The organism is Enterococcus salsurae (assembly GCF_054784955.1).
In genome coordinates, this window is the sequence record NZ_BAAHWY010000003.1 from 322,439 (window position 1) to 347,862 (window position 25,424).

Annotated in this window: 20 protein-coding genes and 1 riboswitch; of the genes, 17 read left to right on the top strand and 3 right to left on the bottom strand. The window is 44.4% G+C overall.

The window, feature by feature from the left end; all coding sequences use genetic code 11:
* Nucleotides 1-1,299, top strand: coding sequence for an adenylosuccinate lyase (gene purB / locus ACYVRS_RS09725; protein WP_461203253.1), 1,299 nt, complete (start codon nucleotides 1-3; stop codon nucleotides 1,297-1,299).
* A gap of 72 nt (nucleotides 1,300-1,371) precedes the next feature.
* Here the strand turns inward: purB and pbp4 are convergent, their stop codons facing one another.
* The 3 genes from pbp4 to ACYVRS_RS09740 all read right to left on the bottom strand — a co-directional run bounded on the left by pbp4 (nucleotide 1,372) and on the right by ACYVRS_RS09740 (nucleotide 4,513).
* A complete protein-coding gene (gene pbp4 / locus ACYVRS_RS09730; protein ID WP_461203254.1) occupies nucleotides 1,372-3,411 on the bottom strand; it encodes a penicillin-binding protein PBP4(5) in 2,040 nt (679 codons plus the stop codon).
* Entirely contained in the window at nucleotides 3,408-4,022 is a 615-nt protein-coding gene (locus ACYVRS_RS09735; RefSeq protein ID WP_313538538.1) for a DUF1054 domain-containing protein, read from the bottom strand. Before ACYVRS_RS09735 ends, pbp4 begins: the two co-directional genes overlap by 4 nt.
* 110 nt (nucleotides 4,023-4,132) lie before the next feature.
* Nucleotides 4,133-4,513 (bottom strand): hypothetical protein, encoded by a 381-nt coding sequence (locus ACYVRS_RS09740; protein WP_054116762.1) that lies wholly within the window; start codon nucleotides 4,511-4,513, stop codon nucleotides 4,133-4,135.
* 271 nt (nucleotides 4,514-4,784) lie between these two features.
* Here ACYVRS_RS09740 and purC point away from each other — a divergent pair, with 271 nt between their 5' ends.
* From purC to ACYVRS_RS09820, 16 genes are all read left to right on the top strand, one after another.
* Nucleotides 4,785-5,510, top strand: a complete 726-nt coding sequence (purC, locus tag ACYVRS_RS09745) for a phosphoribosylaminoimidazolesuccinocarboxamide synthase (RefSeq protein WP_313538536.1) — start codon at nucleotides 4,785-4,787, stop codon at nucleotides 5,508-5,510.
* Entirely contained in the window at nucleotides 5,501-5,773 is a 273-nt protein-coding gene (purS, locus tag ACYVRS_RS09750) for a phosphoribosylformylglycinamidine synthase subunit PurS (protein ID WP_054116764.1), read from the top strand. Before purC ends, purS begins: the two co-directional genes overlap by 10 nt.
* Nucleotides 5,770-6,447: a phosphoribosylformylglycinamidine synthase subunit PurQ gene (gene purQ / locus ACYVRS_RS09755; protein ID WP_054116765.1), complete on the top strand. Its 678-nt coding sequence runs from the start codon at nucleotides 5,770-5,772 to the stop codon at nucleotides 6,445-6,447. Before purS ends, purQ begins: the two co-directional genes overlap by 4 nt.
* On the top strand, nucleotides 6,440-8,668 hold the full coding sequence (purL, locus tag ACYVRS_RS09760; RefSeq protein WP_461203255.1) for a phosphoribosylformylglycinamidine synthase subunit PurL: 2,229 nt from the start codon (nucleotides 6,440-6,442) through the stop codon (nucleotides 8,666-8,668). The genes purQ and purL overlap by 8 nt, the downstream gene beginning before the upstream one ends.
* The gene (purF, locus tag ACYVRS_RS09765) at nucleotides 8,653-10,074 is read left to right on the top strand and encodes an amidophosphoribosyltransferase (protein ID WP_313538530.1); all 1,422 of its coding nucleotides are present in this window, start codon (nucleotides 8,653-8,655) and stop codon (nucleotides 10,072-10,074) included. Before purL ends, purF begins: the two co-directional genes overlap by 16 nt.
* 99 nt (nucleotides 10,075-10,173) lie before the next feature.
* The gene (gene purM, locus ACYVRS_RS09770) at nucleotides 10,174-11,229 is read left to right on the top strand and encodes a phosphoribosylformylglycinamidine cyclo-ligase (RefSeq protein WP_313538528.1); all 1,056 of its coding nucleotides are present in this window, start codon (nucleotides 10,174-10,176) and stop codon (nucleotides 11,227-11,229) included.
* A complete protein-coding gene (purN, locus tag ACYVRS_RS09775; RefSeq protein WP_461203256.1) occupies nucleotides 11,226-11,795 on the top strand; it encodes a phosphoribosylglycinamide formyltransferase in 570 nt (189 codons plus the stop codon). Before purM ends, purN begins: the two co-directional genes overlap by 4 nt.
* Nucleotides 11,796-11,799: 4 nt before the next feature.
* The gene (gene purH, locus ACYVRS_RS09780) at nucleotides 11,800-13,335 is read left to right on the top strand and encodes a bifunctional phosphoribosylaminoimidazolecarboxamide formyltransferase/IMP cyclohydrolase (protein WP_461203257.1); all 1,536 of its coding nucleotides are present in this window, start codon (nucleotides 11,800-11,802) and stop codon (nucleotides 13,333-13,335) included.
* Between the two features lie 15 nt (nucleotides 13,336-13,350).
* Nucleotides 13,351-14,625: a phosphoribosylamine--glycine ligase gene (gene purD, locus ACYVRS_RS09785; protein ID WP_461198603.1), complete on the top strand. Its 1,275-nt coding sequence runs from the start codon at nucleotides 13,351-13,353 to the stop codon at nucleotides 14,623-14,625.
* A gap of 129 nt (nucleotides 14,626-14,754) precedes the next feature.
* Nucleotides 14,755-15,669, top strand: a complete 915-nt coding sequence (locus tag ACYVRS_RS09790; protein WP_461203258.1) for an aldo/keto reductase — start codon at nucleotides 14,755-14,757, stop codon at nucleotides 15,667-15,669.
* 206 nt (nucleotides 15,670-15,875) lie between these two features.
* Complete coding sequence (gene guaC, locus ACYVRS_RS09795; RefSeq protein WP_461203292.1) at nucleotides 15,876-16,853, top strand: GMP reductase; 978 nt, start codon at nucleotides 15,876-15,878, stop codon at nucleotides 16,851-16,853.
* 163 nt (nucleotides 16,854-17,016) lie between these two features.
* Nucleotides 17,017-18,123 carry a non-hydrolyzing UDP-N-acetylglucosamine 2-epimerase gene (gene wecB / locus ACYVRS_RS09800; protein WP_461203293.1) on the top strand — a complete coding sequence of 369 codons (1,107 nt, stop codon included), beginning with the start codon at nucleotides 17,017-17,019 and terminating at the stop codon, nucleotides 18,121-18,123.
* Nucleotides 18,124-18,267: 144 nt separating this feature from the next.
* Nucleotides 18,268-18,438, top strand: a riboswitch (M-box (ykoK) riboswitch).
* Between the two features lie 186 nt (nucleotides 18,439-18,624).
* Nucleotides 18,625-21,216: a magnesium-translocating P-type ATPase gene (mgtA, locus tag ACYVRS_RS09805; protein ID WP_461203259.1), complete on the top strand. Its 2,592-nt coding sequence runs from the start codon at nucleotides 18,625-18,627 to the stop codon at nucleotides 21,214-21,216.
* A 433-nt stretch (nucleotides 21,217-21,649) separates the two neighbouring features.
* The gene (gene pdhA, locus ACYVRS_RS09810) at nucleotides 21,650-22,759 is read left to right on the top strand and encodes a pyruvate dehydrogenase (acetyl-transferring) E1 component subunit alpha (protein WP_312497646.1); all 1,110 of its coding nucleotides are present in this window, start codon (nucleotides 21,650-21,652) and stop codon (nucleotides 22,757-22,759) included.
* Between the two features lie 2 nt (nucleotides 22,760-22,761).
* Nucleotides 22,762-23,739, top strand: a complete 978-nt coding sequence (locus tag ACYVRS_RS09815) for an alpha-ketoacid dehydrogenase subunit beta (RefSeq protein WP_054116776.1) — start codon at nucleotides 22,762-22,764, stop codon at nucleotides 23,737-23,739.
* 24 nt (nucleotides 23,740-23,763) lie between these two features.
* A complete protein-coding gene (locus tag ACYVRS_RS09820; protein ID WP_312497647.1) occupies nucleotides 23,764-25,422 on the top strand; it encodes a dihydrolipoyllysine-residue acetyltransferase in 1,659 nt (552 codons plus the stop codon).
* Nucleotides 25,423-25,424 lie beyond the last annotated feature (2 nt).

Sequence of the window (25,424 nt, forward strand, 5' to 3'; positions counted from 1 at the left end):
ATGTTAGAGCGTTATACAAGACCAGAAATGGGTGCGATCTGGACAGATCAAAATCGTTATAAAGCGTGGCTTGAGGTTGAAATCTTAGCGGATGAGGCTTGGGCCGAATTGGGGGAGATCCCTAAGGAAGATGTCGCTTTGATTCGTGAGAAAGCGACATTTGACATTGATCGAATCTTGGAGATTGAAGCCCAAACCAGACATGATGTCGTGGCCTTTACCCGTGCAGTTTCAGAATCTTTAGGTGCTGAAAGCAAGTGGGTCCATTATGGATTGACGTCAACGGATGTCGTGGATACTGCTTATGGGTATTTAATGAAACAAGCCAATGATCTGATTCGCGAAGATCTTGCGCGTTTTGTTGAGATATTGGGCAACAAAGCCAAAGAGTATAAAGATACAGTCATGATGGGCAGAACCCATGGTGTCCATGCAGAGCCGACTACATTTGGTCTAAAACTTGCTTTATGGTATTCAGAAATGAAACGCAACGTGGATCGTTTTGAGCGAGCTGCTGCTGGCGTCGAAGCTGGTAAAATCAGCGGTGCAGTTGGGACATTTGCCAATATCCCGCCGTTTGTAGAAACCTATGTCTGCGAAAAGTTAGGGATTCGGCCACAAGATATCTCCACCCAAGTCTTGCCAAGGGATCTTCATGCAGAATATTTTTCTGCTATGGCATTGATTGCGACAAGTATCGAAAAATTTGCCACAGAGATTCGCGGCTTACAAAAATCTGAGACCCGCGAAGTAGAAGAATTTTTTGCCAAAGGCCAAAAAGGCTCTTCAGCGATGCCTCACAAACGCAATCCAATCGGTTCAGAAAATATGGCTGGTTTGGCCCGCGTGGTGAGAGGCCATATGCTGACGGCGTATGAAAATGTATCTTTGTGGCATGAAAGAGATATTTCGCACTCTTCTGCAGAGCGGATCATCGTGCCGGATACAACGATTCTGCTCGATTATATGCTGCATCGTTTTGGCAATATCGTCAAAAACTTGACTGTCTTCCCCAACAATATGAAACGCAATATGAACGCGACGTTCGGTTTGATCTATAGTCAACGTGTGTTGCTGAAATTGATCGATCATGGCTTGACCCGAGAAGAAGCCTATGATTTGGTCCAACCTAAAACGGCAGAAGCCTGGGACGAGCAAACGGATTTTAGACCCTTACTAGAAGCAGATCAACAAATCATGTCGATTTTATCATCAGAGGATCTTGATGATGCCTTTGATTATCGTCATCATTTGAAACAGGTAGATACGATTTTTGCGCGTGTGGGATTAGGGGAATAAAGCAAAAGCCTAGATTATCTTATTTGATAATCTAAGCTTTTTTTCTTTAAGTAATAAATCGAGTGAAGTACTTTAGTATTTCCCAGCCAAATAAGTCAATAGATCAGGGGCCAATTTAGTTGCTGATTGGCCTTCTTCTCGGTCATCTAACATTGATAAGAGGAGATAGCCTTGGTCTTCGCTGTCGAAAGCAAAGAGGAAGCTATTTTCCTGCCCTTGCTCATCTTGCGTATCTTTGATTTCAGCAGTACCGGTTTTGGCAGCTAACGGAATACCTAAGCTGGCCAACGTATGTGCAGTCCCATTGGCGTCCGAAACCACGGCCTGCAAGTCATCGTTGATCTGTGCAATCGTGTCCGACTTGAAGGCTTCTTTGTCTTTTGTTTCAGCGTCTAATAGCAATTTGGGATAAACAAGCTTTCCTTGATTGGCAAAAACGGAATAGGTCGTCGCTTGTTGGATCGGATTCATCAATAGTTCACCTTGACCATAGCCTGTATCGGCCAACAAAATCTCAGAATTGAAGGTATCCTCATTAGAGATTTGGGCTGCGTTCATAGAAAAAGGCAAGTCTAAATCTTCGCCGAAAATCAAGGAAGACAAGCCTTCACGAAAAGCATCTTCTCCCATAGCTAAGGTTTGCTGTGCCATATAAATATTGTCAGAATAAACCAATGCTTGCTGCAAGTTGACAGAAGCCACATCTGTGACTCGAGTGACATAGTAATCGCCCCAAGAGCTGTCTTTTTGCCATTTAAGACCAGAAATATCCATAGATTGTTCAGGATCAATGGTGCTGTTTTCTAGACCGATAGCAGCTGTGATGGTTTTAAAAGTGGAACCGGGGGCGTATGCCGTAGTGAAACGACTAATGAATGGCAGTTTTTCGTCATTTTCATACGCATCGTAGGCTTCTTGAGAAATACCATTGGTCATCAAATTCGGGTCGTAACTAGGAGAGCTGGCCAATACCAATAAATCACCGCTCTTAGGTTCAGTAACAACAGTTGCACCAGCTTGGCCATCTAATGCATCAAAAGCGATTTGCTGCGCTTCTTGATCGATGGTTAGTTGGATGTCCGCGCCATCTTGGCGGTCTTTTGCTAACAATACTTCTTTTTCTGTGCCTTCTTCATCGGTGATCGTGATTTGGCCACCGTTTTCGCCCCGTAATGTGTCATCGTAAGCGGCTTCCAAACCAGCACGGCCAATCTGGCTATTGCTGGACAGTGAAGGATTGTTTTCAATATCTTCAGCGGTCACATTTCCCAAGTAGCCAATCAATTGCGCCGCGGCTTCTCCAAGGGGATAACGCCTGCCGGTTGTCTCTTGGATCGAGGCGCCAGTAGGCAGATCCGCTGTATTGTCAACGATGCTCAAAGGAACGAAATAGTCGTCTTGGACCCATGATTGTGATAGTGCCGTGTTGATCGTTTCTTCAGTTATATTGAATTGTTCTGCAATCGCCTTGATGTTGGCAGTTTTTTCATCACCTGTACCTAATTCTCCGGGAATGATCCCTAACTGATACAAGGTGCCATTTTCAGCTAATGGTTGATTGTTGCGGTCAAGGATCTCGCCACGCGTGGCGGTATCAACAGTTATACTCACTTTATCTTGTCCGCTCATGGAAGGGAAGATCATTTCAGGTGACCATTCAATCAGTGCATCCGTACCATCTACGCTAATCGTACCTTTATAGGTCAATGCTGTCAGCTCGCCTAAAGAAGTCGACATTGAAGCAGTGTAGCTAAAGTCATAGGTCTGACTGTCATTGCTTTTTGTAACTGTCAGGTCATCGGCGGTATAATTCTCGGCGCCGATGCCAGTATAGATTGCTTGGTATTTTTCAACCAATTGCGCGTTGTCGTACGCATTGTCCGTCAAGCTATTTTCAGTCATCAATTGAGGTAATGCATCAAAATCATTTTCATTCAATGCTTTGACGAATGTGGTCAAAGTTTTTTTTGCTGCCGCCAAGTGTTGATTCGTCTTGTACGTTTGATAGCCATAGAAGCTGCTGCCGATCAAGAGGATCATAAGGGGGAGGAGCAGCCATAGCCATTTGCGTTTGGAAATGCCAACGGCTTTGTTTCTTCGCGATTCATTCATGATTCAATCTTCTCCATTTCATTGATACCAGATCGTTGCAAGTATAAAGGCAATAATGCTTCATAGACAGCTAAAATTTCTGGCAGGGTAGCGTCTTCGATTTGTGCTTTCGGAAAGATTTTCCCAATCTGACACTCACTTTTTTTGACTGTTTTTAACCGCAACAGGGTTGTTGACCACTCGCTAAGGGGGACAACATCGTATTTTGTATGGTCTGGGGAAATCACAAAATCTGCAGGCAATGACGAAAATAAATCGGGGGCCTCCAACCAAGAAGTAGCGATCTCTTGCTGATTTTTCGGTTGATCGATCACGCTCAACCAGACAAAGACATAGTCAGCATTGATACCGATTTGAAAATGGGCATCCATTTTATACCCACGTTTGTTTGGTCCGATTCCAGCCCATGTTTCCGCGGGTGGATAGACAGTTCGACGTCGGTGTTGGGCAATGTGGAGATAAAAGGGGGCGTGGCACTGTTCCTCGAATAAAGGAAGTGCCGCATCGCCGATTTGTTGGAAAATGGGTTGGATCTGGGCGCGGATCTGCGCCATGCGTTCTTCAAGTGTGTCGATCGTAAAAATCGTAAAATGTTCTTTTGTAAATAGCATCGTTCTGTCCTTTCTTTACACTACCTTTAGTATATCTAGTATAACAAAAAAAGCACGAAAATATCCGTGCTTTACCTTTTGATTTTTGTGTGGCCAAGCTTTTCTTCAACTTAGGCAAATTTAGGTGTCCATGATTGGACAGACTGTACGTTGTGCAGGCGCTCCAGTAAAATATCGATAAAAGATGCATCCATTTCCACTAAGTCAAAGTAGACACGAAAACAGTAGGTATGCTTAAACAAATGCTGGCGATGGATCTGATGGATGATCAATTCTTCATTCACCCCGTTGCAGTATTGCAATACTCGTTTTCGTTCTTCAAGATAATGGGGACGACTGTCTTTTTTCAAAAGGCCAAAAGCATAGAAGCTCGTTTGTTGATTTAGTGCAACGATTTGATTCACAGCCAACAATTCATTATGAAGTGCCACTCTTTCTTTATCTGTCAAATGGGCCAAAAAATGATCGGCTCGTTCCTTCAGCGACCACATAGATGTACGCCTCCTCGAATAGTCCTTGCTCGACCTAATGATAGCATGAAAAAAACCAGATGTAAACGCTTCATGGGAAAAGCCAGTTGTTAGCGTTGGATATCTGGTATTTTTCACGTTTTTTCTATTTCGTTAAATACGAACGTTCGTAGAAAAACATCTGTAAAACGTCCATATATTCGTTGACCACCTCTTGCGTGGTTGCTAGAATAGAATCAATCAACAGAAGTGTCATTGCTGTGTGAATCTGAAAGCTTAAACGAGGTGGCGTATGGAAAAGGAAGTGCTTCTTTACGAAGGGAAAGCGAAAAAACTATTTAAAAAACCTGATTCAAACGAATTAAGAGTGGAATATCTCGACCAAGCAACAGCCCTAAATGGTCAAAAAAAAGATGCGATCCAAGGGAAAGGTGCGTTGAACAATCAAATCACCAGCTATCTTTTTCAATTGTTGGCCAAGGAAGGCATTCATAGTCATTTTATCAAAAAGTTATCTAAACACGAACAATTGATCGAAATGGTGGAGATGATTCCTTTAGAAGTCGTTGTGCGGAATGTCGCGGCTGGGAGTTTTTCAAAACGATTGGGGATCGAAGAAGGCACACCTTTGCCTCGACCGATCGTGGAGTTCTATTACAAAGACGATGCACTAGATGATCCATTTATCAATGATGATCATATGGCTTATCTAGGCGTAGCAACAGTGGAAGAACGTGAAGGAATGCGGGATTTGGCTTTGCAGGTCAATGAAACTTTGCAAAAGATTTTTGCACAAATCGACATTCGTTTGATCGATTTTAAGATCGAAATTGGCAAAACAGCGCAAGGGGGATTACTTTTGGCTGATGAAATATCACCGGATACCTGCCGTTTGTGGGACGCTGCAACCAATGATCATTTGGATAAAGATATTTATCGTCGCGATCTAGGCGATATCTTGCCTGTGTATCAAGAAGTATACAATCGATTAGAAAAGGAGTTTTCATCATGTATTTAGTCAAAGTCTATGTGACATATAAAGATTCTGTTTTAGATCCCCAAGGAGAAGCCGTAAAAGGCGCTGTTCATCGTTTGGGCTATCAAGATGTTGCGTCGATCCGTATCGGTAAATATTTTGAAATCAAGGTAGCAGCTGCAGCAGGAAAAACAGAGACAGATGTCCAACAAGAAATCGAAGCTATCTGCGACAAACTTTTGGCAAATGTCAATATGGAAACGTATCGGTATGAAATCTCATGGTTGGAGGAAGTCAGTGTATGAAATTTGCGGTTATCGTCTTTCCAGGATCAAACTGTGATGTCGATTTGATGTGGGCAATCAAAGATATCATGGGGGCAGAAGCGGAATATGTTCGTCATGATGCCGATAGTTTGGCAGGATTTGACGGTGTCTTATTGCCTGGTGGATTTTCTTATGGTGACTATTTGCGTTGTGGGGCAATTGCTCGTTTTTCGGCAATCATGTCTGAAGTGATTCGTTTCGCAGAAGAAGGCAAGCCGGTCTTCGGTACTTGTAATGGATTTCAGATTTTGACAGAAGCCGGTTTGCTCCCTGGTGTACTGCAACGAAATGAGTCACTGCATTTTATCAGCAAACCTGTCCAATTGACCGTCAACAATCAAACGGCGTTTACCTCTGAATATACGGCTGACGAGGTGATCACGATCCCTGTGGCCCATGGCGAAGGCAATTATTATTGTGATGAAGAAACATATGCCGAATTGGCGGCCAATCAGCAAATCGTGTTTCGTTATACGGAAAATGTGAATGGCAGTATCCACAATATTGCGGGTATTTGCAATCGTGCGGGTAATGTCTTAGGCATGATGCCGCATCCGGAACGCGCGGTGGAATCGCTGCTAGGTTCTGACGATGGCAAGCGATTCTTTGCCTCGATCTTAAAAAACTTTGGGAAGGTGCCAGTGAATGGATAAATTATTGTCGAATGAACCTACACCCCAAGCCATCAAAGAAACCAAACTGTATGAACAATGGGGATTGACCAAAGAAGAATACCGGATGATCAGTGAAGATATTCTAGGGCGCTTACCTAACTATACGGAAACGGGGTTGTTTTCAGTTATGTGGAGCGAACATTGTTCCTATAAAAACTCGAAACCTGTCTTGAAAAAATTCCCTACTACTGGACCGCAAGTGCTGCAAGGCCCGGGAGAAGGCGCAGGTATCGTTGATATTGGCGATGATTTGGCTGTCGTTTTCAAAGCGGAAAGCCATAATCACCCTTCAGCTGTCGAACCCTATGAAGGGGCAGCAACCGGTGTTGGCGGCATTATTCGTGATATTTTCAGTATGGGTGCCCGTCCGATCGCCATTTTAGATTCATTGCGCTTTGGCGAATTAGACAACCAACGGACGAAGTACTTATTGGAAGAAGTCGTGGCAGGCATTAGCGGGTACGGCAACTGTATAGGGATTCCAACTGTCGGCGGAGAAGTCGCTTTTGATTCTTGTTATGAAGGCAATCCGTTGGTCAATGCAATGTGCGTAGGGATTATCGACCATAAAGACATCCAAAAAGGACAGGCCAAAGGCGTAGGCAATACGATCATGTATGTTGGCGCGAAAACAGGACGCGATGGCATCCATGGGGCAACCTTTGCTTCCGAGGAATTTGTAGAAGGTGAAGAGCAGCAGCGGTCAGCTGTCCAAGTTGGCGATCCTTTCATGGAAAAGCTGTTATTGGAGGCGTGTTTGGCGTTGATCGTGGACCATGCAGAGATTCTTGTCGGCATCCAGGATATGGGGGCTGCTGGACTGGTATCTTCCAGTGCCGAGATGGCTTCAAAGGCTGGTTCTGGTTTGATATTGTACCTGGACGATGTGCCGCAGCGGGAGACCAATATGACGCCCTATGAAATGATGTTGTCTGAATCACAAGAGCGGATGTTGATCTGTGTCAAAAAAGGCCATGAAGCTGAAGTGGAAGCCTTGTTTTTACAATACGAATTAGATGCCGTAGTCATTGGTGAAGTGACTGATGATGGCAATTACCGGCTGTTCCATCAAGGTGTTGAAGTGGCTAACCTGCCTGTTGATGCCTTAGCGGAAGATGCGCCCACTTATTATAAAGACATGGCAGAACCTGAGCGGATCGCTCGCTTCCATGGGATGGCTAACTTTGAACCCGAAGCGGTTTCTGCCGATGCATTGTTATTACAGTTGCTGCAGCAACCGACGATCGCGTCAAAACGCAGCATTTTTGAAACGTATGATTCGCAAGTGCGTACCAATACTGTGGTTGGTCCCGGGAGTGATGCAGCCGTGGTTCGGATCAAAGGGACCAACAAAGCGTTGGCGATGACCACGGATTGTAACTCACGTTATCTTTATCTTGACCCTGAGGTTGGTGGTCAGATCGCCGTTGCGGAGGCGGCCAGAAATATTGTTGCATCAGGGGGTAAACCCTTAGCAATCACTGATTGTCTGAACTTTGGCTCTCCAGATAAACCGGAAGGATTTTGGGAGTTGGCGACAGCAGCGGATGGTATCTCAGCTGCGTGTACTGCATTGGGGACGCCAGTGATTTCTGGAAATGTGTCATTGTATAACGAAACAAACGGGCAGTCTGTTTATCCGACACCTGTGATTGGTATGGTTGGTTTGATCGAAGACTTGGCGCATATCACTACCCAAGCATTCAAACAGGCTGAAGACCTGATTTATGTGATCGGTGAGACGCAGCCTGATTTTAATGGCAGTGAGGTCCAAAAATTATTGACCCATGATATTGCTGGAAAGTTAATGGCGTTTGACTTATCAATTGAAAAGAAACATCAAGACTGTGTATTAAGAGGGATTCAAGCGGGTGTCATCAATAGTGCCCATGATTGTGCAGAAGGCGGGTTGGCAGTTGCATTAGCGGAAGCCGCTTTCGATGGTGAATTTGGATTTGAGGTAGCATTCGATATGCCGGCAACCTGGTTGTTTGCCGAAACGCAATCACGATTTGTTGTATCAGTAGCGAAAGAAAACCAAGCAGCTTTTGAAGCGCTGGCAGGAAACATTGCTCGACACGTTGGTCAAGTGACGACGACTGGTGACATGATATTTCGGATGCAAGATGACACTGTGATCGTGCCTGTGAAAGAGGCGAAAGCCAAATGGGAGGATGCAATACCATGTCTTATGAAGTAAGAAGCTTAAATGAAGAATGCGGCGTGTTTGGTGTTTGGGGTCATCCCGACGCGGCTAGAGTGACTTACTTCGGCTTGCATAGTTTGCAGCACCGTGGTCAAGAAGGTGCCGGGATCGTAGCCAATCACCAAGGGCAGCTATCTGGGCATCGTGATCTTGGCTTATTGGCTGAGGTGTTCTCGGATGAGCGTATATTGGATCGTTTGACGGGGGAGGCCGCGATCGGGCATGTGCGTTATGCAACGGCTGGCAATGGCAGTGTGGATAACATTCAACCTTTTTTGTTCAAATTTTTTGATCAGCAGATTGCATTGGCCCATAACGGCAATCTGACCAATGCCAAAACATTGCGAAGAACATTGGAATCTGATGGCGCGATCTTCCACTCGAATTCTGATACCGAGATTCTGATGCATTTGATTCGGCGAAGCAACCATATACATTTGATGGATCGGGTCAAAGAGGCATTGAATCAGGTCAAGGGCGGATTTGCGTATTTGTTGATCACAGAAGATTCAATGATCGCAGCATTGGATCCAAATGGTTTCCGTCCATTATCGATTGGCCAAATGGTCAATGGGGCATATGTGATTGCTTCAGAAACTTGTGCTTTAGAGGTGATTGGTGCTTCCTTTATTCGTGATGTCCGACCAGGTGAAGTGGTGATCATCAATGATGAAGGTGTGCAGATCGAACAGTACACATATGATGTCCAACCAGCCATCTGTGCGATGGAATTTATCTATTTTGCCCGACCTGATTCGAATATTGCTGGTGTCAATGTCCATCGTGCCCGCAAAAATATGGGGCGATTGCTGGCGCAAGAGGCCGCCGTTGAGGCGGATATGGTGATTGGCGTACCAAACTCTTCCTTGTCCGCTGCCAGCGGCTATGCGGAAGCTTCCGGTATTCCCTATGAGTTGGGCCTGGTAAAAAATCAATACATTGCGCGGACATTCATTCAACCGACGCAAGAGTTGCGGGAACAAGGCGTGCGGATGAAACTTTCCGCTGTTCGAGGAGTGGTGGAAGGCAAGCGCGTGATTCTGGTGGATGATTCGATCGTTCGCGGTACGACCATACGCAGGATCGTCCAACTGTTGAAAGAAGCTGGTGCAAAAGAAGTCCATGTCCGGATTGGTTCACCACCGTTAAAATACCCTTGTTTTTACGGCATCGATATCCAAACTCGGGAAGAACTGATCGCTGCACAATACAGCGAAACAGAGATTTGCCAAAAGATTGAAGCTGATTCCTTGGCTTTTTTGAGTGAAACTGGATTGATCGAAGCGATCGGTTTGCATTTTGATGCACCATACTCAGGGTTGTGCATGGCCTATTTCAATGGGGACTATCCGACACCTTTGTATGACTATGAAGCAAGTTATTTGGCATCTATCAAGTGAAAATCAGATAAATGAATGGTGAATCAAGAAGCGTGCGTCGTATATCTCGCATGGAACAGGTATGATCGACACGTGGATAGAAGGCAAGGAGGAAAATCAGTGGCAAACGCATATGCAAAAGCTGGCGTAGATGTTCACGCGGGCTATGAAGTAGTGGAGCGAATCAAAAAGCATGTCAAACGGACAGAACGTTTGGGTGTGATGGGGGCCTTAGGCGGGTTCGGCGGTTGTTTCGATCTATCTGCTTATCAATTGAAAGAACCAGTGTTGGTTTCGGGTACGGATGGCGTCGGTACCAAGTTGTTGCTAGCCATCCAACGCAATCAGCATCAAACGATCGGTGTTGATTGTGTCGCCATGTGTGTCAATGATATCGTGGCGCAAGGTGCGGAACCCATCTATTTTTTGGATTATGTCGCCGTGGGGAAAAATGATCCAACCAAAATCGAACAGATTGTTGCAGGGGTTGCAGAAGGATGTGTGCAAGCAGGCGCGGCATTGATTGGTGGAGAAACAGCAGAAATGCCCGGCATGTATGCGCCAGAAGAATACGATTTAGCCGGCTTTGCGGTGGGAATCGTTGAGAAGCAGCAATTGGTAACTGGCGCATCAATCGACGCAGGCTATGATTTGATAGGTCTGCCATCTTCCGGTATCCACTCCAACGGCTATTCATTGGTCAGAAAAGTTCTTTTTGAGCAGGCTGGACTAACTGGCGATGAAGTTTTTGCTGAGTTGGGCGATGAAAAATTAGGCGATGTCTTGCTTGAGCCTACGAAAATATACGTTGATTCGCTGAAACCAATTTTGCAACAACAATTGGCTGCAGGGCTTTCTCATATCACGGGTGGCGGCTTTGTTGAAAATATTCCCCGCATGCTGCCAAGTGGCCTAGGTGCGGAGATTCAGGTAGGTTCTTGGGACGTTTTACCGATTTTTGAATTGATTGCGTCACTTGGCAAGATCCCTCAGCATGAATTGTATGAGATCTTTAATATGGGTATTGGCATGGTGATTGCTGCAGCGCCGGAAAACACGCCTTTGATTCTTGCCTTGCTTGCAGAACAAGGAGAAGCGGCACGTGTGATCGGTCAAGTGGTGGCGCTGGATACAGCAGAACAGCCGCTTGTGCGCATCGTCGAGGAAGCACTATGAGAATCGCTGTTTTCGCATCCGGGACGGGCACCAATTATCGCGCGATCGCAGCAGCTGCGGCAAAAGGACAACTGCCCCATGTGGAACTAGCTTTGGTGTTGTCAGATCGTGAAGCGGCACCTGTATTAGCTAAAGCAGCTGCAGACGCAGTACCGCAAGCATTTGTTGATCCGAAATCTTATGCGTCAAAGGTGGCCTTTGAGACGCATATTTTAGCGCTTATACAGGAACAACAGATTGAGTTGATCGTCTTGGCGGGTTATATGCGTATTATCGGCCAAACACTGCTGGATGCGTATCGTGGGAAAATCATCAATATTCATCCATCGTTGTTGCCTAGTTTCCCCGGGAAAAATGGGCTTGCGGATGCCTTTGCTTATGGCGTCAAGATCACAGGAGCTACCGTTCATTATGTCGATGCCGGCATAGATACCGGGCCGATCATCGCGCAGGAGATGATTCGGATCACAGAAGACGATACGTTAGCGACCGTAACTGAAAAAATGCACCAAATCGAACATCGATTATATCCAGCTGTATTGGCTAAATTGACTGAAAAGGGGTAGTATCTTGAAAAAAAGAGCATTGATCAGTGTATCAGATAAAAAAGGAATCATCGCTTTTGCACAGGCGTTGCATGACATGGATATTGACATCATTTCCACAGGAGGCACCAAAGCAGCGTTAGAAGCTGCCAACCTGCCAACGATTGGTATCGAAGAGGTCACTGGCTTTCCAGAAATGATGGATGGTAGGGTCAAAACACTGCATCCGTTGATCCATGGGGGGGTATTGGGGCGCCGTGATTTGGCTAGTCACATGGAAGCGATGGCAGCGCATGATATCCAACCAATCGATTTGGTTGTGGTCAATTTGTATCCCTTTAAAGAAACAATCAGCAAAGAAGGTGTCACGGAAGCGGATGCGATTGAGAATATCGATATTGGCGGCCCAAGCATGCTGCGATCAGCAGCCAAAAACTTTGCCTCAGTGACCGTGATCGTTGATCCTGCGGATTATACAACTGTGTTAGAAGAGTTGGCCAGCGGAGAAACGACACTGATGACCCGCAAGCGTTTAGCAGCCAAAGTTTTTCGTCATACAGCCGCTTATGACGCATTGATCGGTGACTATCTGACAAGTGCTGTCCAGGAAGAGCAACCAGAAACGTTGACCAAGACATATACATTAAAACAAGCATTGCGTTACGGAGAAAATAGCCATCAGCGTGCGTTGTTCTATCAATCAGCGCTGCCTGTACCCTACTCCATCGCAAGTGCTGAACAAATTCATGGCAAAGAATTGTCCTATAACAATATCAAAGATGCGGATGCCGCTTTGCGGATCGCCCAAGAATTTACAGCGCCGGTGGCAGTGGTCCTAAAACATATGAATCCTTGCGGGATTGGCACAGCAGATACGATTGCCGCAGCTTTCCAAAAAGCCTTTGAGGCCGACCCAGTATCGATTTTTGGCGGCATCGTTGTGTTGAACCGTCCAGTTGATCTTGCTACGGCCGAACAACTTTCAGGCATCTTTCTAGAAATCGTGATCGCTCCAGTTTTTGCAGCCGATGCCTTTTCGTTGTTGGCGAAAAAGAAAAACTTGCGTTTGTTGACAGTCGAATTTGCTGAAGCAACCAACGAACCGGAGATCGTTTCGGTTTTAGGCGGCTTATTGGTTCAAGACCCAGATGATCAGATGGAAACAGCGGCTGATTGGCAAGTGGTCACGCAGCGTGTCCCTTCTGACGAGGAAACAGCGGCGCTGGCGTTTGCTTGGAAAGCGGTCAAGCACGTCAAATCGAATGCCATCGTATTAGCAAACCAACAGCAAACTGTAGGGATCGGTGCGGGCCAAATGAATCGTGTGGGTTCTGTGAAAATTGCGATCGAACAAGCCGAAGCCAGCGGCAATATTGAAGGTGCCGTTCTAGCCAGTGATGCCTTTTTCCCGATGGACGATAGTGTTGCTTATGCAGCTGAACATGGGATCAAAGCAATCATTCAACCTGGTGGCAGTATCAGAGACCAAGCGTCGATTGAAATGGCGGATAAACATGGTATCACGATGGTCTTCACTGGCGTCCGTCATTTCAAACATTAAAAGTGAGGGACCTTTATGAAATTATTGATTATCGGCAGTGGCGGCCGTGAACATGCGATCGCCAAGAAATGTCTAGCAGATCCGCAAGTAACGCGGGTTTTCTGCGCCCCAGGCAATTCTGGGATGCAGCAAGATGGTATCGAATTGGTGGCCATTGCTGAAACGGATCATCAGCTGTTGATTGAATTTGCCATTGAGCACCAAGTTGCTTGGACTTTTGTCGGACCTGAAGTCCCCTTGTTAAATGGCATTGTCGACGATTTTCAAGCGGCTGGCCTGCAAATATTTGGTCCGAGTAAACAAGCGGCAATGATTGAAGGATCTAAGGCGTTTGCCAAAGAAATCATGGAGACGAATCAGATTCCGACGGCTGCTTACCGCAGCTTCACTGATAGTCTTGAGGCCAAAGCGTATATTGCAGAAAAAGGTGCGCCGATCGTGATCAAGGCCGATGGATTAGCAGCTGGTAAAGGGGTCGTTGTAGCGACGACAGTTGAAGAAGCCCTTGATGCTGTGACAGCGATGCTGGAACAAAATAGATTTGGTGACAGTGGTGCGAAAGTGGTGGTTGAAGATTTTTTGGCAGGAGAAGAGTTTTCACTGCTGGCCTTTGTCAATGAGAATAAGGTCTACCCGATGGTCATTGCCCAAGATCATAAGCGCGCCTATGACCATGACTTAGGTCCGAACACTGGCGGCATGGGTGCGTATTCTCCGGTACCGCAAATCAGTCAAGACATCGTGGACCAAGCCATCCGCGAAGTCTTGCACCCGGCAGCGCAAGGGATGATCGATCGTGGTACGCCATTTGTCGGTATTCTGTATGCAGGATTGATCGCGACCGATGAAGGTCCTAAAGTAATTGAATTCAATGCTCGATTTGGTGATCCTGAAACGCAGGTGGTTTTGAATCGATTGGACAGTTCATTGCCAGCAATCATTAGTGCGTTATTGGCAAACCAAGAACCAGACATTGTGTGGAATGATCGTGCCTCTATTGGGGTTGTCCTTGCCGCTGAGGGCTATCCTGAAGCGTATCAAACAGGATCAGTGGTCCCGACAAAGGCGCCAAAAACTGCGCAACTCTATTATGCGGGTGTGGCAGATGATGATCAAAATGGACTTTTGACTGCAAACGGTGGCCGTGTGATGCTGGTGGAAGTGACAGCATCTGACCTAGCTAGTGCACAAACTGAAGTCTATCGCGTGATTGATGGGTTGTCTTTAGATGGATTGTTTTATCGCAGAGATATCGGGGATAAAGCACTGCGCTTAGCTAGAGAAGCATAGCCGCGGCTATGAATAGAGAACTGTTGATCCTGGGATCGACAGTTTTTTTGACGCTTTTCGCACAATCCGTATAGCGTTTTCAAAAGAATGTGCTAAAATGAGATGTACGGTAAAAAGGAGGAACACTTAGTGAAAAAAATAAAATTTGGTCCAACAGATATTGAGGTATCAAGTGTGATTTTAGGTCTGATGCGCATCAACCAAGCCAAAGATCCAGTCAAAGTATTAACGACAGCCATTGATAATGAGATTACGTTCTTTGATCATGCTGATATTTATGGCGGCGGGGAATGTGAAACGATTTTTGCTGATGCGTTGGCAAAAACAGATGCCAAACGAGAAGCGTTGTTCATCCAATCCAAATGTGGGATCGTTCCTGGAAAAATGTTTGATTTTTCAAAAGAACATATCATTTCATCTGTTGAAGGCAGTTTGAAACGGTTAAATACGGATTATCTAGATGCATTATTGCTTCATCGGCCAGATACGTTGTTTGAACCAGAAGAAGTGGCGGCAGCTTTTGATCAACTTGAAAAAGATGGCAAAGTCAAATACTTTGGTGTCAGCAATCAAAAACCAGGACAAATTGAATTGTTGAAAAAATATGTGTCGCAACCATTGGTGGCCAATCAATTACAATTTGGTATTATGCATACCGGTATGATCGACCAAGGCATCCATGTCAATATGACAGATGGCGGCAGCGTGGATCACGATGGGGAAATCTTAGAATATTCCCGCTTGCACGATATGGCGATCCAGGCATGGTCACCTTACCAATATGGCTTCTTCGAAGGTGTCTTTATCGATAACGATATGTTCCCTGAATTGAACGAAAAACTTGTTGTGTTGGCAGACAAATACAAGACGACACCAACGGGGATCGCCTCGGCGTGGATCTTGCGTCACCCTGCGAACATTCAAGTGATTGCCGGCACGATGACACCGCATCGTATCGAAGAGATTGCGCAAGCTTCTGAGATCGTTTTAACAAGAGAAGAGTGGTATGACGTGTATAAAGCCGCTGGCAATATTCTGCCTTAATTCAGATACAATCACAAATCCGACTAATTTAAGGGGTTAATGTTCGTAAAAAACGAACATTAACCCCTTTTTTTAAACAAATATTTTGATAATGCTTGTATTTCATTGTTCCGTGGTTTAAATTGTTGTGGGCGCTAAAAATAGGCGATGCCATTTACCGCTTGCTTCACTCTTAATAAGATTTGGAGGATATTTTTATGTTTGACATGAAAGTTTTTGATTACGAGGATATACAATTGATCCCGAATAAATGCATTGTGGATAGTCGTTCTGAATGTGACACGACTGTGACACTAGGGAAGCATTCATTTAAAATGCCGGTCGTTCCTGCGAATATGCAAACGATCATTGATGATACGATTGCTGAATTTTTAGCTGAAAATGGCTATTTTTACATTATGCACCGTTTTGATGAGGAAGCGCGTATTCCTTTTATCAAAAAAATGAAGAGTCGCGGATTGATTGCGTCAATCAGTGTCGGGGTCAAAGAAAATGAATATCGCTTTGTCGAAGACTTAGCGGCAGAAGGCATAGTCCCTGACTATATTACGATCGATATCGCCCACGGTCATTCAAATGCTGTGATCAATATGATCCAACATATCAAGAAACATTTGCCAGAGGCGTTTGTGATCGCCGGTAATGTGGGTACCCCTGAAGCAGTCCGAGAATTAGAAAATGCTGGAGCAGATGCAACAAAAGTTGGGATCGGACCAGGAAAAGTGTGTATCACGAAAATCAAAACTGGTTTTGGTACAGGGGGCTGGCAGTTGGCAGCATTACGCTGGTGCGCCAAAGCAGCCCGCAAACCAATCATTGCCGATGGCGGGATTCGGACCCATGGCGACATTGCGAAGTCTGTGCGTTTCGGTGCGACGATGGTCATGATCGGCTCACTGTTCGCCGGCCACGAAGAATCACCTGGGGAAACGAAGGTGGAAAATGGCGTAGTCATGAAAGAATACTTTGGTTCTGCATCAGAATTCCAAAAAGGCGAGAAGAAAAACGTAGAAGGTAAAAAAATCTGGATCCAATACAAAGGGTCTTTGAAAGATACTTTAGTAGAAATGCAGCAAGATTTGCAATCATCGATTTCGTATGCCGGTGGGAAAGATTTAGAAGCGATCCGCAAAGTAGACTACGTGATCGTGAAAAACTCAATTTTCAATGGCGACACGATTTGATTCAGTTCAGTTGCTGAATGCTCACGCGTGACCACTGCAAGCAGTGCTGTTTTTAGACAGTGCTGCTTTTTTTGCAGCGGAAAGATTTTGTTTTGCATCAATCTTCGCTATAATAGACAGAGTAAACTATGATTACAATTATTGTAAAGAGTGTAGGTGAATGATGACGATCAAAGTAATGTCCATATTTGGTACAAGACCAGAAGCCATCAAAATGGCGCCTTTGGTCAAAGCGTTACAAGCAGATGATCGCTTTGTATCGGTCGTGACCGTGACAGCCCAACATCGGGAAATGCTGGATCAAGTGTTAAGTGTCTTTGCGATCGACGCAGATTATGATTTAGATATAATGAAATTGGGACAAACCTTGACCGGTATTACGACAAAAGTACTGCTGGATCTTGAACCCATTCTACAAAACGAACGGCCGGATATCGTCTTAGTCCATGGGGATACCACGACAGCCTATGCAGCAGCCACAGCGGCTTTTTATCAACAAATCCCTGTTGGACACGTCGAAGCTGGTTTGCGGACTTGGAACAAACAATCCCCTTATCCAGAAGAAGCCAATCGTCAACTGATCGATGTACTAGCCGATCTGCATTTTGCGCCGACGAAAGAAAGTCAGCTGAACTTGTTGAAAGAAAACCGCGATCCGCAGACGATTTTTGTGACGGGGAATACGGCGATCGATGCGATGAACTATACGATCAAAGACCATTATCGCCACCCTGAATTGTCTGGTATCAAAGGGAAACAGATCTTATTGACCATGCATCGACGTGAAAATTTAGGGCAGCCAATGGCGCAAGTTTTTCGGGCATTGGCAAGAATAGCAGCAGAGTATCCTGAAATTCATGTGGTATTTCCCATGCATAAAAATCCGCAAGTTCGGGAAATTGCCCGCGAGATATTAGGCGACATCGACAACGTTGCCTTGATAGAACCCTTGGATGTGATCGACTTTCATAATGTCGCCAATCAGAGCGCATTGATTTTGACTGACTCTGGAGGGGTGCAAGAAGAAGCGCCTTCTTTGGGGGTGCCGGTGTTGGTTTTGCGTGATACGACAGAACGGCCAGAAGGTGTCGCAGCTGGAACCTTGAAGTTGATTGGCACGCAAGAAGCGCGTGTATATATAGAAACAAAACGCTTGCTGGATGATCACGCCGCTTATCAAAAAATGGCGCATGCTGAGAACCCATATGGCGATGGACAAACCAGTCAGCGGATCGTAGAGATTCTTGCCGAAACCTTTGGCAGTCATTGACTTCTCAAGCTGAAACAACAGTGAAAATAAGCAAATGTTTTTGAAAAGTGATGGCTATTCTGAATGTTCTGAATATAAAATAACATATTTTTTATTTGAAAACAGTTGACCTTCTCCAAATGTTGGCTTATAGTATCAATAGAAAGAAATAATTGTTAGGTGAGGCTCCTATACGGACACAAGCTGCTGCCGCAAAAGTATCGAGAGATACTTAGTTGGTAGGACAGGTCTAATCGTGAAGGTTAAACCCAAAGCAGCTGATAGCGATTCGCTATCTACGCCCTATAGTGCTAAAGCTCTACAATGATCATGAGTTTTTTGCGCATGCTTATTGGGAGCATGCGCATTTTTTTGCATACGCGCGTGATCCAAGAGTGACTTGCTTATCAAACAGAAAGGAAGATTCATATGGATACACCCAGTCCCCAGATGAACCCAGGTTCATCGCCAAGAATTACTAGGGGTGGCGCGAGCACCTCCTAATTATAGGAGGAAAAGAGTATGTTGAAAAAATTATCAAAAGACCAAGAATTGAAATTATTAGCAAAATTATCAGAACGTGAATTATTGATGGAAATGCGGACTTCCTTCCAAGGGTTGTCTGAAAAAGATGCGCAAGAACGACTAGAAGAATACGGACCAAACAAAGTCGATGCCCAAAAACCAACACCTGCCTGGTTGATGATTTTGCGCGCATTTAAAGATCCATTTGTGTTGGTGTTGGCTTTGTTGATGGTGATTTCCTTTATGACAGGAGATATCGAAGCGGTGATCGTGATGGGTATCATGATCCTGGCAAGTGTGACGATCACATTCGTCCAAGAATACCGCTCGCAAAAAGCTAGTTTAGCGTTGAAAGAATTGATAGAGAATACTTGTTCTGTGACACGGGCAGGTGTGACCCGAGAAATTCCAATGGATGAAGTGGTTCCGGGTGATATCGTGACACTCGCAACAGGAGATATGATACCAGCCGATGCTATTTTGATCTGGACCAAGGATTTATTTATCAATCAATCTTCATTAACTGGCGAATCAATGCCCGTTGAAAAATTTGTCGATGCCGGTATCAAAGAAAGTGATACCAATGTTTCTGCCTTAGACATGCAAGATTTGGTCTTTATGGGTACCGATGTGTTAAGTGGTCAAGGAAAAGCCATTATTTTAAAGACAGGACAAAGCACCTTTTTTGGAGATATTGCCCGCAATGCCACGACGAAACGCGGAAAGACTGCTTTTGAAGATGGGCTGACCAAAGTCAGCAAATTGTTGTTGAGAATGGTGATGATCTTATTCCCGATCGTTCTTTTGATCAATGGGTTTACCAAAGGTGATTGGAGTGAAGCATTGTTCTTCGCAATTGCCGTCGCTGTTGGCTTGACCCCGGAAATGCTGCCTATGATCGTTACCAGTAATTTAGCCAAAGGCGCCATGTCGCTTTCCAAAGAGAAAGTCATCGTTAAAGAATTGCCTTCGATCCAAAATTTGGGCAGTATGGATGTGTTGTGTACAGACAAAACAGGAACGATCACTGAAGACCGGGTCGTGCTGGTGCAACATTTAAATCCATTTGGTCAAGAGGATCAGCAAGTACTAGATATGACGTATTTGAATTCCTATTATCAAACTGGCTGGAAAAATTTGATGGATATCGCTGTCTTGAATTACTACGAAGAAGCCAAACTGGCGGAACCATTCCAAGAGGTGACGAAAGTCGATGAAATTCCTTTTGATTTCTCTCGTCGCCGCTTGACCGTTGTTGTCAATGCAGATGGCCATCAATTGATGGTGACCAAAGGTGCAGCTGAAGAAATGGAACAAGTCTGCAAATATGTTGAGATCGATGGTCAAATCATGGAATTGACTGAAGATATTCGGGAAAAATTGCGCCAAGTCAATTTGCGCTTAAATAAACAAGGGATGCGGGTCTTGACAGTCGCAGTCAAAAGAGATGCCTATGCGGATGCTGTCTATTCAGTTTCAGACGAGCAAGACATGATCATGATTGGTTTCATGGGCTTCTTAGATCCAGCCAAAGAATCAGCAAAAACGGCGATTGCTTCCCTCCATGGCCATGGCATCAATGTCAAAGTATTGACTGGTGACAATGCCATCGTTGCACAAAAAGTATGTAACGATGTTGGCATCGAAGCCGGCAGTTACTTGCTTGGTACTGAAATCGATCGCTTGTCTGATGAAGAGTTGGCTGAAAAAGCGGCCACAACCAATTTGTTTGCGAAACTCAATCCAATGCAAAAATCCCGCATCATCCAAACGATCCAAGCAGCGGGACACACGGTTGGTTTTATGGGGGATGGGATCAACGATGCACCAGCTTTGCGTACTGCTGATGTGGGCATCTCAGTTGATACAGCCGCGGATATTACAAAGGATGCTAGTTCGATCATCCTATTGGAAAAAAGCTTGGACGTTTTAGATAAAGGTGTCATTGAAGGCCGTAAAGTCTTTACCAATATGATGAAGTATATCAAGATGACGTTGAGTTCAAACTTTGGTAATGTCTTTTCAATTTTAGTAGCCAGTGCCTTCTTGCCGTTTCTGCCAATGCTGTCAATTCAATTGCTGGTTCAAAATCTTGTGTATGATATGGCGCAGTTGACGATCCCTTGGGACAATGTTGATCAAGAAGAATTAGCGAAACCCGTGAAATGGCAAGTCAGAGGTTTGTTGAAGTTTACCGTAGGGATCGGACCAGTCAGCAGTATTTTTGATATCACAACTTTCTTGGTGATGTGGCATGTTTTCCAAGCCAATACAGTTCAAGAACAAGCCCTATTCCAAGCTGGGTGGTTTATGATCGGGTTGACGACGCAAACATTGGTGGTCCATATGATCAGAACCCGCAAGCTGCCTTTTATCAAAAGTATTGCTTCGCCAGCTGTCTTATTATCTAGTGTGTTGGCGATCGCTGTAGGCTTCGTGATCATCTTGACACCTTTGCATACAGTGTTTGATTTCGCAACGTTGCCTTCTTCTTATTGGCCATGGTTTATTGGCATCAACCTTGCTTATTTAGTAACAGTTGAGTTGGCCAAAAGAATTTATATTCGCGTGACGCAAGAATGGATTTAAACTAGCAGATCGTCGTTTCCTTCAATCAAGAGGGGAGCGGCGATCTGTTTCTTTTTGTCTTGATTCTGTATTATTTTTTTCTCATATTCAAAAAATCGACTATCACACAAGTCAATTACTTCACAATTACAAATGAGAAATAGGCAAACCTGCTGTTAGGGTAAACGCTGATCGCTGTACTATTCTTAAACGAAAAAAAGAATTTCCTTAGAAAATTTACAAGAAAGCGATTCCTTAAATGTGATAAATTTCACTAATCTTTTCTTAAGAGTTGCTATACTAGGCATTCTTTTATTAAAAAAAATACCCTTTTCACTTGTCATTTTCCAAGTTAAATGATAATTTATAAGAGTAAATGAAATTTCGATAGTACAGATTTAAACCCTGTTACATACGAAAATGACTTTTTTAACAGAGAGGAAAGTGTGTCAAGATGGCAAAAAAACAAAAAGCACTTGATTTCCAAGCGATTTTGGAGCAAGTCAATGCAGATTTTCCAACTTACCAAACTTTGGATAAAGATGGAAAAATTGTAAACCCGGATTTAGTACCAGATCTAAGTGACGACGAATTAGTGGAATTGATGACTCGAATGGTATGGTCACGTGTATTGGACCAACGCTCAACTGCGTTAAACCGTCAAGGACGTCTAGGTTTCTTCGCGCCAACTGCTGGTCAAGAAGCAAGCCAATTAGCAAGTCAATTTGCTTTTGAAAAAGAAGACGTATTACTACCAGGTTATCGTGACGTTCCTCAATTGATCCAACACGGATTACCATTGAAAGAAGCTTTCTTATGGTCTCGCGGACATGTCGCAGGTAACTTGTATCCTGAAGATCTTAAAGCGTTGCCACCACAAATCATCATCGGTGCACAATACGTGCAAGCAGCCGGTGTCGCTTTAGGCTTGAAAAAACGCAACAAGAAAAATGTTGTATTCACATATACTGGTGATGGCGGTTCTTCTCAAGGGGACTTCTATGAAGCAATCAACTTTGCGGGTGCTTACCATGCAAACGCTGTATTCTACATCCAAAACAATGGTTTTGCGATCTCTACACCACGTGAAGTACAAAGTGCTGCACCAACATTGGCACAAAAAGCCGCTGCAGCAGGTATCCCTGGTATCCAAGTAGATGGTATGGATCCGTTGGCAGTTTACTATGTATCAAAAGCAGCACGTGAATGGGCAGCGAACGGCAATGGTCCTGTTTTGATTGAAACATTGACTTACCGTTATGGCGCACATACATTGTCAGGTGATGATCCAACCCGTTACCGTACGAAAGAAATGGATACTGAATGGCAAGAAAAAGATCCATTAGTACGTTTCCGTAAATACCTAACTGAAAAAGGGTTATGGTCTGAAGAAAAAGAAGAACAAATCATTGAACAAACAAAAGAAGAAATCAAAGCAGCAATTGCTGAAGCTGACCGTGTACCTAAACAAAAAGTGTCAGATTTCTTGAAAAACATGTTTGAAGTACAACCTCAAAACATTAAAGAACAAATTGCAACTTATGAAGCGAAGGAGTCGAAATAGTCATGGCACAAAAAACAATGATCCAAGCAATTACAGATGCCTTAGCTGTTGAAATGGAAAATGACAAAGAGATTTTAGTCTTTGGTGAAGACGTCGGTAAAAACGGCGGTGTATTCCGTGCAACAGAAGGTTTACAAGAAAAATTTGGCGAAGACCGTGTATTTGATACTCCGCTTGCTGAATCTGGTATTGGCGGTTTGGCTTTTGGTTTAGCATTAGAAGGCTTCCGTCCAGTTCCTGAAATCCAATTCTTTGGTTTCGTTTTTGAAACATTTGATGAAATCGTTGGACAAATGGCACGTACACGTTACCGTATGGGTGGTACACGTAATCTGCCAATCACGATCCGCTCACCATTTGGTGGTGGCGTGCATACACCAGAATTGCACTCAGACAACTTAGAAGGTTTGATTGCGCAATCTCCTGGTATCCGTGTCGTGATCCCTTCAAATCCATACGATGCGAAAGGATTATTGATTGCAGCGATCCGCAGCAATGACCCAGTTGTCTTTTTAGAGCACATGAAATTGTACCGTTCATTCCGTGAAGAAGTGCCAGAAGAAGCATACGAAGTGCCTTTGGATAAAGCAGCAGTGACCCGTGAAGGTTCTGATGTATCAATCATCACTTACGGTGCTATGGTTCGTGAAGCAATCAAAGCAGCAGATAACTTAGCTAAAGAAAACATCAATGCTGAAATTATCGACTTGCGTACAGTGGCGCCACTTGATGTAGAAACAATTATCAAATCAGTAGAAAAAACTGGTCGTGTGGTCGTTGTGCAAGAAGCGCAAAAACAAGCAGGTGTAGCGGCACAAGTCGTTTCTGAAATTTCTGAACGTGCGGTTCTATCACTTGAAGCACCAATCGGACGCGTATCTGCACCAGATACTATTTTCCCATTCGGTCAAGCTGAAAACATTTGGTTGCCAAATGCAAAAGATATCGAAGACAAAGTGAAAGAAATCGTGAACTTTTAATAGTTAAGAAGGGAAGAATAGACAATGGCATTTCAATTTAAATTACCGGATATCGGTGAAGGAATTGCAGAAGGCGAAATCGTCAAATGGTTCGTCAAAGCAGGGGATACCATCAATGAAGATGATACCTTACTAGAAGTTCAAAATGATAAATCAGTGGAAGAAATTCCATCTCCAGTGACAGGAACTGTCAAAAGCATCGTTGTTCCAGAAGGTACAGTTGCCAATGTAGGTGATGTACTGGTTGAAATCGACGCTCCTGGACACGAAGACAACGAAGGCGATGCAGGCGTGGCTGCTGAATCACAAACACCAGCAAAACCAGCTGCTGAACCAACGACAGAAACAACATCTGAGGCTGCTTCAGGTTCATCTGAAGGCTCTGGTGTCTTCCAATTCAAATTACCAGATATCGGTGAAGGGATTGCTGAAGGCGAAATCGTGAAATGGTTCGTTAAAGCAGGAGATACCATCAACGAAGATGATACTTTATTAGAAGTTCAAAACGACAAATCAGTGGAAGAAATTCCATCTCCAGTAACTGGTACGGTGAAAACGATCGTAGTTGCAGAAGGTACAGTTGCCAATGTAGGTGATGTATTGGTCGAAATCGATGCACCTGGTCACAATGATACAGCGGCATCATCTAGCACTTCAACAGCTGCAGAAGCACCAAAAGAAAAAGTTGAAACATCTGGATCAGCAAGTGTTGTAGAAGCAGCAGATCCAAACAAACGTGTCTTGGCAATGCCTTCAGTACGTCAATTTGCCCGTGAAAAAGATGTAGACATTTCTCAAGTCTCTGCAAGCGGAAAAGGCGGACGTGTCACAAAAGAAGATATCGAAAACTTCTTATCAGGTGGCGGATCATCTGCGCCAGCAGCAGCTGCAGCGCCAGCGAAAGAAGAAGCGAAAGCACCTGCGGCACCTGAAAGCAAACCTGCGGCACCTGCAAAAGCCTTCAAGTCTAATTTAGGTGATTTAGAAGAACGTGTTGCGTTAACACCTACACGTAAAGCAATCGCTAAAGCAATGGTCAACAGCAAACATACTGCACCACATGTGACATTGCATGATGAAGTTGAAGTAACCAATCTTTGGGATAACCGTAAGAAGTTCAAAGAAGTTGCTGCTGCCAACGGCACAAAATTAACTTTCTTACCATATGTTGTGAAAGCTTTGACTGCAACAGTCAAGAAATTCCCTATCTTGAATGCGTCTATTGATGATGCAAAACAAGAAATTGTGTACAAAAACTACTATAATATCGGTATCGCAACAGATACAGATCATGGATTGTATGTACCAAACGTCAAAGATGCAGACCGTAAAGGCATGTTCGCGATCGCTGACGAAATCAACGAAAAAGCAAAACTTGCCCATGATGGCAAACTTGCTGCTGATGATATGCGTAACGGCACGATCACGATCAGCAACATTGGTTCTGTAGGCGGCGGCTGGTTCACACCAGTAATCAACTTCCCTGAAGTGGCTATTTTGGGTGTTGGTACGATTGCGCAACAACCAATCGTCAATGCTGAAGGTGAAATCGTTGTTGGCCGTGTGATGAAATTATCACTAAGCTTCGACCACCGTATCGTTGATGGTGCGACAGCCCAACAAGCAATGAATAATATCAAACGTCTATTAGCTGATCCTGAGCTATTAATGATGGAAGGATGATT